The 11,014-nt window shown below is 61.0% G+C and carries 11 protein-coding genes; 3 read left to right on the top strand and 8 right to left on the bottom strand.

What is annotated here, in order from left to right; all coding sequences use genetic code 11:
- Positions 1–254 precede the first annotated feature (254 nt).
- Positions 255–650 carry a VOC family protein gene (locus NKJ08_RS30680; protein WP_352531493.1) on the bottom strand — a complete coding sequence of 132 codons (396 nt, stop codon included), beginning with the start codon at positions 648–650 and terminating at the stop codon, positions 255–257.
- Positions 651–886: 236 nt separating this feature from the next.
- Between NKJ08_RS30680 and NKJ08_RS30675 the strand changes: the two genes are divergently transcribed.
- The 3 genes from NKJ08_RS30675 to NKJ08_RS30665 all read left to right on the top strand — a co-directional run bounded on the left by NKJ08_RS30675 (position 887) and on the right by NKJ08_RS30665 (position 4,063).
- Positions 887–1,192, top strand: coding sequence for a ribbon-helix-helix domain-containing protein (locus NKJ08_RS30675; RefSeq protein WP_352531492.1), 306 nt, complete (start codon positions 887–889; stop codon positions 1,190–1,192).
- Positions 1,193–1,400: 208 nt separating this feature from the next.
- Positions 1,401–1,874 carry a hypothetical protein gene (locus NKJ08_RS30670; RefSeq protein WP_352531490.1) on the top strand — a complete coding sequence of 158 codons (474 nt, stop codon included), beginning with the start codon at positions 1,401–1,403 and terminating at the stop codon, positions 1,872–1,874.
- 101 nt (positions 1,875–1,975) lie between these two features.
- Positions 1,976–4,063 (top strand): sigma-54-dependent Fis family transcriptional regulator, encoded by a 2,088-nt coding sequence (locus NKJ08_RS30665; RefSeq protein WP_352531488.1) that lies wholly within the window; start codon positions 1,976–1,978, stop codon positions 4,061–4,063.
- A gap of 98 nt (positions 4,064–4,161) precedes the next feature.
- Here the strand turns inward: NKJ08_RS30665 and NKJ08_RS30660 are convergent, their stop codons facing one another.
- From NKJ08_RS30660 to NKJ08_RS30630, 7 genes are all read right to left on the bottom strand, one after another.
- Positions 4,162–4,659 carry a DUF1097 domain-containing protein gene (locus NKJ08_RS30660; protein WP_352780187.1) on the bottom strand — a complete coding sequence of 166 codons (498 nt, stop codon included), beginning with the start codon at positions 4,657–4,659 and terminating at the stop codon, positions 4,162–4,164.
- A gap of 186 nt (positions 4,660–4,845) precedes the next feature.
- Positions 4,846–5,889, bottom strand: coding sequence for an NAD(P)-dependent alcohol dehydrogenase (locus NKJ08_RS30655; protein ID WP_352531484.1), 1,044 nt, complete (start codon positions 5,887–5,889; stop codon positions 4,846–4,848).
- A gap of 38 nt (positions 5,890–5,927) precedes the next feature.
- On the bottom strand, positions 5,928–7,559 hold the full coding sequence (locus NKJ08_RS30650; RefSeq protein ID WP_352531482.1) for a molecular chaperone GroEL: 1,632 nt from the start codon (positions 7,557–7,559) through the stop codon (positions 5,928–5,930).
- Between the two features lie 76 nt (positions 7,560–7,635).
- Positions 7,636–8,433 carry an iron-sulfur cluster assembly protein gene (locus NKJ08_RS30645; RefSeq protein WP_352531480.1) on the bottom strand — a complete coding sequence of 266 codons (798 nt, stop codon included), beginning with the start codon at positions 8,431–8,433 and terminating at the stop codon, positions 7,636–7,638.
- 5 nt (positions 8,434–8,438) lie between these two features.
- Complete coding sequence (locus NKJ08_RS30640) at positions 8,439–9,461, bottom strand: amidohydrolase family protein (protein ID WP_352784870.1); 1,023 nt, start codon at positions 9,459–9,461, stop codon at positions 8,439–8,441.
- A 72-nt stretch (positions 9,462–9,533) separates the two neighbouring features.
- A complete protein-coding gene (locus NKJ08_RS30635) occupies positions 9,534–9,905 on the bottom strand; it encodes an MmoB/DmpM family protein (RefSeq protein WP_352531477.1) in 372 nt (123 codons plus the stop codon).
- Between the two features lie 17 nt (positions 9,906–9,922).
- A complete protein-coding gene (locus NKJ08_RS30630; protein ID WP_352531475.1) occupies positions 9,923–10,981 on the bottom strand; it encodes an aromatic/alkene monooxygenase hydroxylase subunit beta in 1,059 nt (352 codons plus the stop codon).
- Between the last annotated feature and the right edge of the window lie 33 nt (positions 10,982–11,014).

The following is an 11,014-nucleotide window of genomic DNA, read 5'->3' as shown; positions in this document are numbered from 1 at the left end:
CTCAGCCTATCCCCGAACTCGAAACCGACCAATGGATCGTCACCCATCATGAGGAACGTCACTCCCCGCCGGTACGAAAAGTCGCCGACCGGATTACCGCCTTGATGCGGTCGCACCAGCCACTGTTTCGCGGCGAGACGCCGATTCAGTAAGCTCCAGGCGTCGATCGGCCGCCAGCTGAGCCGCACGCTGGCACTCATGCCCTGGGCCGACAGCCAAGTCAGATTGCACTGCCACATGCGGCGCGCAACGCCCTATTGGTAGCGGCCGTGGCGCTGCAGCACTTCGATCTGGTAACCGTCGGGGTCGCTCACGAAAAAGAACCGCGCAAGCAGCTCGCCTTCGTGGTTGAACTCGACAATTTTTCGCGGATTGAAACCTGCCGCCGCCAAGCGCTTGTGTTCTGTCTCGATATCGTCGACGCAAAGAGCCATGTGGCCATAGCCGTCACCAAGCGCGTAGGGCTCTTCCCTGCCCTTGTTGATCGTCAGTTCAAGCTCGAAATCGGCTTCCGCATTGTGCAGATAAACCAGTGTGAACGTGACGAAATCCAACCGGTCCGCAACATCGAGTCCGAATGCGCTTTTGTAGAAACTGACCGACAGGTTCTCGTCCACCACCCGGATCATCGAATGAATTGCTTTCGCCAAAGGAGCCTCCTGTCTGCCGCGCGGTCTCGGATACCGCCAACCGTGGCCCATTGGTTGCAAAAATGGGTGGCAGCCGGTTACCACGTCGAGAAATTGGCTTGAGGCTGGTCTACGCACCAAATCCGATTGTAGTCACTGCAAATGGGAGTGGGAAATGCGCTTTGGGTTGGTATCATCCGGCGAATGGGCGTAGAAACCGCTTTGGCCTAAAGCAACATCAAACGGGAGGTCTTCGCATGTGTAAGGTCTTTGCCGAGCAGGATCCGGAAGGGTATCGGCTGGTCAATCGCTCAGTTCGAATAGGTGGCCATTCGACGAGCATCCAGCTCGAGGCCACTTTTTGGACGCTGTTGGACGAGATCGCCCATGCACAGAGGATGACGGCGCCAAAATTCCTCTCGACGCTTTACGACGAAGCGCTGGAGATCAACGGCCACATCCCGAACTTTGCCTCCATGCTGCGCACCACGTGCGCGCTCTATCTGCGTGACAGGCAATCACTCGAAAGCGAACCCTCGGAATTCACGAACAAGGCGGCCTGACACGCAGGCATTAGTCAAAACGTCCGATTACCGAAGACTCCGTGTAGCAGCGGCCTGCTACCAGCGACCCGAATTTTGGCGCTATGTGATATGAATGGCGAACTTGACCGAGGCGGTGTAGAGTTCACTCAAAACAAGAAATGAGCCGTACGACAAAACAAGAAATGAGCCGTACGAACGGCAACCCTGAGCGAATCTGGGAGGATTCATGGTTGAGATTATCTCCAAGCGGGATGGCCCCCGGCGCGAGGACGTACAAGTCAAAAGACTGATCGAGCAGAACCGCTCGACCATCGTTCGCCTTGCCGACCAGATCAGCGGCGGCGGCTATTCGGCTTCGAGGAAGCCACGCCAGCAACCGAAGGCGGAAGGTCTGATCATCCATGTTGGTGGCGGCGCTGCACCGGTGGCCGAAGCCAAGCCGTCCATCCAGGTCACCATGAACGGCCGCGTAATTTCGAAGGATCAGAACACAGGCCGCCAGCTTCGTCACATCGGCGATATCCGCAACCGGAGTGGCGAACAGATCTTCGTCCTGGCAACGAAGCAGAATGGCTTTTTCTCGCCGGTGGACGAAACCGTCGCCGAGGCGCTTGCCGACCTGGATGGATCCCGTCTTGCCGCCGCCTACACCGAAGAGCAGCTTGCCGCCGACATCGGCGCGAAGCTTGGCATTGACTGACTTGCAGACGCCTGGGCGCGCTTGTGCACGTCCAATCCGCGACAGCATACGAACGCGACAGCATACAGAAATGGCATGCCTCAAGGTTCTGTGATGACTGAATGAAACGCGAGATGGGCCCCAATCAGATGAAGATCGATGCTCTTCCGGCGCGTGCGTCGCCGGCCGCGGGGCAAATGGTTCTGAACAACATTGACTATGACGAGCGCGCTACCATGCGCGCCTGGGAAACTTTTCTGGCCGACGAGCCCAAATGTGCCAGCGGTCCAATCCACCCAAACCACGTCCGCTCCCTCATTCACGATTCCTGGTATCGCAGCGCCACCGGCGGCATCAACGCTCAAGGTATTGAAGCGCCGCTGAGCAGTGATCGCGACGAGATCGAATATCTGACCCGCGCCAATGCCGAACTGCTTTCGGCGGCGCGGCGGTCGTTCGCCTCCCTTGGCCAGCTGCTGGATGGGACGGGCGCGATGCTGGTTCTGGCCGACAGCGACGGCGTGCTGATCGACGCCATCGGCGACAAGAAGACGCTGCATGACGGCATGGATATCCACCTCGCCATCGGCGGCAAATGGAACGAGGATGCCGTCGGAACCAACGGCATCGGCACGGCGCTGTGGACCGGAGAGCCGACTTTCGTCCATGCGGCCGAGCATTTCTGCGCCGGCATCAAATCCTGGACTTGCGCTGGCGCGCCGATCCGCGATCCGCTCGACGGCAAGATCATCGGCGTCGTCGACCTGTCAGGCTATTCGCCGATCTTCCGGCCGCACAACACCGCGCTCGTTGCCGCCACAGCCCGGCAAATCGAAAAGGCCTTGGCCGAACAGCAGCAGGAACAGCGCACGCGCCTGCTCGAAGCCTTCATTTCTTCGGCTCCCAGCTACCGCCGAAAAGACGGGCTGGTGATCGTCGACCATCGCGGCCGCGCCATCTTCTGCAACAACGTGCCCGACGGCGAGACCACAGAAATGATGGACGGTCCGATGGAACCTGGTCGTGGCCGTTGGCTGATGAACCTTCCGTCGTCCGGGTCGGACGCCGACCTCGCCAAGGCGCTGCCGGCACATCTGCGATCCTGCCACATCACGCCACTCAAGCTCGACGGCGACCTCCGCGGCGCGGCACTGGTGTTCCCGTCCGTGCCGGCAGTCTCCAGCGTGACGGTGGTCCGTAGGGAAGCGAGCAAGCACCTTCAGGATGCTGTCGCCATGATCGTTGGCAAGAGTGAGGCGCTGCTGGCCGCCGTTGAAATCGCCTGTCGTGTCGCTCAATCGAACAGTGCGGCTTCGTTGTTGGTCGAAGGTGAGACGGGAGTTGGAAAGGAGCTGTTTGCCCGGCTCGTCCATGCAGGCAGCCGGCGCGCGGCGAACGATCCGTTCATCGCGATGAATTGCGGGGCGATCACCAAGGATCTCTTTGGCAGCGAATTGTTCGGCCATGTCGCCGGCGCCTTTACCGGCGCCTCGCGGGAAGGCAAGCCAGGTGTTTTCGAGCTCGCCAACGGCGGCGTCCTCAGTCTCGACGAGGTCGGCGAATTGCCACTCGAGATCCAGCCGTTTCTGCTGCGTGTCCTGGAAGAGCGCGTGGTCAACCGCATTGGCGACAGCCGGGGTCGCCCAGTGGATGTGCGCATGGTCGCCTCGACCAATCGCGATCTCAAGCAGGAAGTTGCCGCCGGCCGCTTCCGCCGCGATCTCTATTATCGAATTGGTGCGGTCTCGATCACGGTCCCGCCGCTGCGCGAGCGTGGTGAGGATGTGCTGCTGCTGATCGAACATTTCAACCGGCAGATCGCCGCCACAGCAGGCGAGGACCCGCTGGAATTCTCGCACGAAGCGCTCGAGGCCCTGCTCGCCTACCATTGGCCGGGCAATGTGCGGGAACTGAAGAACCTCGTTGGGCGGCTGCACATCTTGGCGCGCGGCGGCACCGTTGAGCTTCAGGATCTTCCCGGGGAAATCAGTGCGGGCAATCGCAACAATATGACCATGCACGGCGATCATCCCGCTGCCATGCTCGCAGCACCGGTGTGCACATTCGAGGATGCAGAATGCCAAGTCATCAAGAACGCGCTCGCCGCAGAGGGTGGCAATCTCAGCAAGGTCGCGCTGAGGCTCGGTATTTCGCGGCCGACGCTCTATCGCAAGCTCGGACAATACGGCATCCGACGCGGCTTCCTCTAGACCCAATCGCGCCGACACAAAAAACCCGCGGCATTCGCGCCGCGGGGTTGGGGAAGTTCGTCGCCTAGCTTGCCTTCAGGCAGCGGTCGCAGGAATGATCAGGCCTTTACGACAGCACCGGTCACTTTCTCCGAGACGTAGCCGAGAATGTTGCCGATGATCAGCGAGATAACCACGGCGGCCGCGACCCTGGTGATGCCGCTGATGCCTTCGCCGTAAGCGGTGGCGCCAAGCAAAAAAAGCGCGGCGGTCGTTGCGTAGCCATAGACCGCTGACGGAATGGCGCTCAGCAAAGGCAGCTTGGCGGCAAGAATCAGGACTATGATTGAAATGCCGACGCAAATGCCGGCCATGATCGCCGTAACACCAATGGACGTCAGTGCTATCAATGCGCCGGCGGCGCAGATCGCTCCCCAGAGGTTTGCAACCGCCGAATTCTTGAACCCGGCTGCCTTGCCGCCACAGTGATAGAAACTCCCCCAGCCCACAAATACCGCCCAGATCAGCAGATAGGGGTTGCCGATCGTGATCGCTGCCCACGTTGCAATGCCACCCATAATGCCGATGACGACGGCCAGCCCTGTAACAAGATCCATGTTGTCCTCCCCTTTTCCACACCACGAAGCAAGGAAACTCGTTTCAGGATCGCGCTTCGCTGACGTCCCGATACGGAAATGCCATGGCATCAGCCACGGAGCTCAGAAGGAAGGCTTGCCGGGTCAGGCAAGCAGTCAGATCGAACCGGACGCGGTAGCCGTTCCGCCACGTTCGGTCCAAATGTTTCAGGGAACGATGACGCCGCGTCCGGTGAACCGCCGGTTCTTGAAATCGTCGAGCGCGGTGTTGATGCTTGCGAGGTTATACTCGGTGTAGTGCATCTTCACCTTGCCGTCGGCGTTCAGTTCCATCAGTTCGACAAGCTCGGTGAAATTGCCGACCAAGCTGCCGCCGATGTTGATCTCCTCGATGACGAGATGCGCGGTCGGCACGTTGATATTGCCGCCATAGCCGACGACGAACAGTTGCCCGCCCTTGCGCACCATCTTCCAGCAGATGTTCTCGACACCGAGTTCACCGACGAAATCGATCACCACATGGGCGCCGCCGCCGGTGATCTGGCTGACCTCCTCGACGATGTTCGGCCCGCCATCAAGGACGTAGTCGGCGCCAAGATCCTTGGCCAGCACCTGTGCTGCCGGCTCGCGATCGACGGCGATGATGCGGCAGCCCGAAATCGCGTGCAGCGATTGCAGCGCGATATGGCCGAGCCCGCCAATGCCGAGCAGGACGCAGTAGCTCCCCGGCCTCAAGAGCTTCGCCGCCCGCTTGGCGGCGCGGTAGGCGGTGATCCCGGCATCGGCCAGCGGCGCCACCTCGATCGGCGTGACATTGGCATTCAGCTTGATCAGCGAACGCTCGCTGGTGATGAAATATTCGGCGAAGCCGCCATTCATGCCAAGGCCGGGGAACTGGCCATTGTCGCAATACATGTCCTCGCCATGCCGGCAGTTGAGGCAGATGCCGCATGAGCGGAAGGGATGGCAGATTACCGCGTCACCGCGCCTGACCGATCTGACACCGCTGCCGACCTCCTCGACCCAGCCGGCATTCTCGTGGCCCATGATGTAGGGCAAGAGCGTACCTTCAGGATCCATGGTCGGCTTCCACACGCCTTCGATGATGTGCAGGTCGGTGCGGCAGAGGCCGGCGGCACCGACCCGCACGATCACCTCGTCGGGCGCGGTGATCGTCGGCGCCTTGACCTCCTCGATCCTGAGCTGGATGTTCGTATGCGGATCGTATTCGTACAGTCTGGCAGCTTTCATCGTCGTATCCTTTCAACGTCGAGATTGTTTGGATTGCTTCAGGCGCGGCCGAGCTTTTCAGAGCCGCCGCCGCGAGCCGGTCCGGCCGTCGGATCCTCATCCTCGGCGAGATGGCCAATCAGCGTTTCGGTGGTCAGGATCAGCGTTGCCACCGAAGCTGCGTTGGCGAGCGCAGTGTAGGTGACACGAACCGGATCGATGATCCCTGCCTCGAACATGTTCTGGTACGCACCGGTTGATGCGTTGTAGCCGTAGCCGCCGTTGATGCGGGTGACCTCGACCACCACCGCTTCGGGATCGGCGCCGGCATTGGCAGCAATGCGCCACAGTGGCCGCGTCAGCACGGAGCGCACCAGGCGCACGCCCTCGGCGACATCGCCGTCGACGCCGGCCGCCACCTTGTCGAGCAGCGGCGCGATCTGGGCAAGCGCCGAGCCGCCGCCGGCAACGACGCCCTCTTCGGATGCGGCGCGCACCGCATTCAGCGAATCCTCGATGAGCTGAATGGTTCGCTTCTGCTCGACCGGTGTGACACCACCGGCATAAAGGATCGCGGTCCCGCCAGAGAGCTTGGCCAGGCGTTCGCGCAGCTTGTCCTGATCGATGTTCGGCGGCGAGGCTTCATACTGCCGCTGCACCTGGGCGCGGCGCGATGCGATGGCCGCATGGTCGCCGCCGCCGCGAATGATCGAGGTGTAGGACGAACTGGTCTTCACCCGGTCAGCCGTTCCGAGATCGTCGGCGGTGATGTCCTCCAGCCGGCCGCCGAGATCGCGCGCGATCACCTTGCCGCCAGTGATGATGGCCAAATCCTCCATCATCGCCTTGCGCCAATGGCCATATTCCGGCGGGTGAACGACGAGGTATTTTCCCGGTCCCTGCTTGCCGAGCAGCGTCACCACCACTTCCGGCGACATTTCCTCGGACACGATCAGCAGCGGCCGACCATCCTCGTCGGCAATGCGGCGAACCGCATCGAGCTGCCCGGGCTCCTTGATCTTGAGGTCGGTCATCAGGATGTAAGGCCGTTCGAGAACCGCCTCCATCTTTTCCTGATCGGTCACCATGTGGTGCGAGAGATAGCCGCGTTCGAAGGACATGCCCTCGACCACATCGAGCGTGGTCTCGGTGGTCACACTGAAGTCCGTGGTGATGACGCCTTCGGCCCCTACCCGCTGATGGGCTTCCGCTACCAGCGCGCCAAGCTTGGCATTGGTCGCCGCGATGTTGGCGACCGAAGCGAGAATGCCGTTGCCCTTGGCGGGCTTGGCCGAAGCCTTGAGCGCCGTCACCACCGCCGCCACGGCAAGGTCGATGCCCTTGCACAGATCGACGGATTTCGCGCCGCGTTCATTCGCCTCCACACCACCCTGGATGAGCGCGTTGGCGAGCACGATGGCAGTCGTGGTGCCGTCGCCGGCGACCTCGTTGGTTTGCATCGACACTTCGCGGACGACCTGCGCGCCCATGTTTTCGAAACGGTCGTGCAGTTCGATCTCGGAGGCGATGCTGACGCCGTCGCGGGTCACCATCGGCGTGCCGATCGGCCGGTCGATCATGGCGTTCATGCCTTTGGGGCCGAGTGTCGGCTCGACTGCAGCGGCCAACCGAAAGACACCACGGGCGAGAGCACGGCGGGCTTCGGAATTGTGAAGCATTATTTTGGGCATGATTCCTCCTTCCGCCTTACGGGCGGGTTGTTGGTTAGGGGCCTCGTGCAAGGGAGGCCGTTGTTTCAGCTCTGCTTCAGGCGGTCGGCGCGGCCCGTGCCGGCACGCGATCCATGATGAAATCGACCAGCGTCGGTTCGCCGTCGACCATGTCCAGTTCCTTGTATCTGGTCTGCTTGAGCCCACGGCAAAGCGCGCCATTGAACTCCATATTGACGCGGACACCGCGCAGTTCGGCGAGATGGGCATCGAATGCGCCAGCCGGTATGCGTTGCCCTTCCCAGGTCACGAAGACAGGATCATCCGGCTGGCGGTCGGGAAAACGCTCAAGCAGAGCCGCCCTGTACCTCGGCTTCTGTTTGGCCGCTTCGCCCGGTTCGAACCGCGCGCCGTCGTATGCCGGCAGGTCCATGCCGAGGATTTCCCGATCCGTCAGGCCGTTCTGCCGCAGGCCGCGCAGAAGCGCCTCCTGGCGCCGCTTGAAGGCCTTCATCCCAAAGGTTTCGCGCAAAGCGCCGAGATCCTGATCCTCGGCGAGCCCGGCGAAAATATCGCCGAATGTCTTGCCGGCTTCCATGCCGCGATTGACCTCTTCCGCGAACATGTGATCGTGCAGCTTGACGCGATAGACAGGCGACCATGAGAGCTGGTCGAGCGCCTTGCGGACGCCGTCCAGCATGAGGAACGCGAAGTTGGGCGAGCACCAGTAGGTCGGCAGGCGGAAGTCGATCCCCACACTGCCATCGCTCGTCACCTGCGCCCGCTCGACGAAGCCCATCTCGGTAATCGGTTCGTCGAGCTCCGGGTCGTTGACCTCACCAAGGCGCCGCCAGAGTTCCTTCTCGCGGTTGCCGGAAACGCTGGCGGTTGCCATGGCCCCTACTCCGCCGCGATGCTGAAGGGCGCGCTGGCGAGCGCCTTCTTCTTGGCTTCGATGTCGATGTTGTAGAGACGCGCGGCGTTGAGGCCGAGGATCTTCTCCTTGATCTCGTCGGTCAGCTGCACACCACGTTCCGCGGCGATGTCCTCGGGGATCTGATAGGTCCAGAATTTCTCCACCAGCCAGCGCGGCGTCCAGATCGCGTAGTCGGAACCGAACAGGATTTTCTCCGGCCCGATCCAGAACAGCAGTTCGGCGATGACCTCGCCGAAATAGCGCGGGCGGGAATGGATGAAGGGCAGCGCCACCGCAAGCCCCCCATAGACGTTGGTTTCCTGCGTCGCGATCCAGCAGAAATCGTCGAGGCGCGGCAAGCCACAATGCTCGATGATCCAGTTGAGGCCCTGGAAATCCGTCGCCGCGTGATCGACGTCATGCACGTCGAACGCATCCTTGCTGAGCGGCAGGATCGTCGGGCCCTTGTGGACGTGGATGTTCCTGATGCCGAGCTTGTCGCAGAGTTCGAAGCATTTGTAAGCATCGGGATCGGTGAGCTTCCAGCCCTTGGAAGCGCCGTTCCATTCGGCCGTGTACATCTTCACGCCCTTGACGTCGTAGGTTTCCTTGAGGAAGTGAATGTACTCGAGCGCCTTCTCACCATCGCGCGGATCGAAGGCGCCATTGACGATGAAACGCTCCGGATAGCGCTTGGCCACCTCGGCGTTGCGCTCGATCGTGTTGAAGCCTTTGTGGTAGAAGTCCTTGAGATAGGTCGACTGGACGATCGCCACATCATCGGGACCGTCGATGAACAAGTCGCGATAGAGATCGTCGGCGCTGTACTTTTCGAACTTGCTCTTCTCCCACAGCTGGTCCTTGGGGCTCAGCCCCGTGTGATAGGCGTAGAAGCAGTCGATGAACTGCTTGCCGTGGATATTCTTCTGGTTCTCCGGGCTGCCGTCCCAGAAATGGGTGTGGCCATCGACCACGAAAATGTCCTTGCCTTCCGGTGTCCTAAACATTCTTCCCTCCGCAAGATGGGTGTTGATCGGTTCGGCGCGCCGCAACCAGGCGGCGCGCCTATTTTTTGTCGTCTATTCGATATATTCGAACATCTCGTCCATGTTGCCGAACAGGATCACGGTGTTGTCGTCGATGCGCACCATCCGCCCGTAGTGGGTGGAGCTATTGACCTCGAAAGTTTCGGCCGTCATCTCGCGGCCGAGATATTCGCTGATCTCATCCATCTTGAAGATCAGCTTGCCGGTGCCATCGATGCGGATCATCGCCGGTTGGTAGGTGACGGTTACGTTCGGCTTCAGGCCCATGAATTCAGCGATGGCCCTGGCTTCCACGGAGTCGTTCATGGTGACGCCGCACTGATGCGAAATCGTCTGTTCGAAGGTGATGTCCTTCATCGCCTTGAAGATGTTGGAATGCGATGCGTCGCGTGCTGTAGTTGACATGACGATTTCTCCCTGTGTCAGCGCTTGAGGCCGAGTTCGCCGAGGATCTGGCCAATCCGCTCCTCGGATTTGGCGCGGACGTCAGTGAACGCGACCGGCTTGGAATGCGGCATCGACCAGATCGGCTGCAGGCCGATGGCTGCCTTGTCGGCGAGCACGCCGTGCTTCTTGACCCAGCCCTGGAAGAGCTTCTTGTTCGCCGCGCCATGCTTCTCGTCATTGGCGAGCATGTGCATGAGGTCGATCGTGTTGGCGAGGTTGCGCTCGTAGTCGGCCTCGGCTGCCGAGATCACCGCAGGCGTGATGAAGTCATGGTTGGCGGCGGCGATCTGCATCAGGAAACCAGACCGGAATGCTTCTCCGACCAGCGGTTCGAAGACGATGTTGATGGCGAAATACTGTTCGAGATAGTCGGCCGCACCCATGATGGTCTCGACCGCTTCGCGGGTTCCTTGCCAGTTCTTGTCCTCGAGCCAGGCCTTCTTGCCGAGTTCGTCGTCCCAGCCGGGAAGGTCCATGCCGATCTCGGCAAGGTAGAGCGTGATGTCCTGTGCCAGCCGCAGCTTGTAGGACGAGTTGGTCAGCGTCGCGTTGTTGATCATCTGGGTGTAGCCGTAACGCTGCGCCTGCATCAGCGAGGTGCCGAGCCCGAATTCGGCATGTTTCCAGGCGCCGAGCTGCGTCTGCAGGATCTTGACCCAGGCCTTGTCGAAGGTCCTGGGCGCCCCCGACTTGCGGGCATTGTTGATGACGCTCTGCACCATCGTCTCAATTTTCGACTGGCGCTGGTAGTGCGTGCGTTCCCACTCCTGGTCGGGGGCGCGGAAGGCATGCCAGTTGGAGCTCTGCGCGGCGGTGTTCTGCTTGACATAAGCGCCCTTGCCGTCGGCAAAGGAGATGATCCAGTCCTGGATCAGGTAACGCTCCGGGTCAGGCTGTACGTCGACCGTCATGTCTTCGTAGTGCGTGGCGCGCTGGCCCTTGGGGTCGAAATACCGGTATTTCCGGCTGTCGGAGTCGGCAAAGATCGCCGCGCCGGCGGCTCCGGATCCGACTGAACTCGAGATAGCTGGCATAGTCTTCACTCCCTTGTTGCAGTTGTGGTTGGC

Origin of the sequence: Mesorhizobium sp. M0244, from assembly GCF_040321795.1 — a bacterium.
GTDB lineage: Bacteria > Pseudomonadota > Alphaproteobacteria > Rhizobiales > Rhizobiaceae > Mesorhizobium.
Note: the sequence above shows the minus strand (reverse complement) of the source record. Positions and strands in the feature narration are given on the sequence as shown.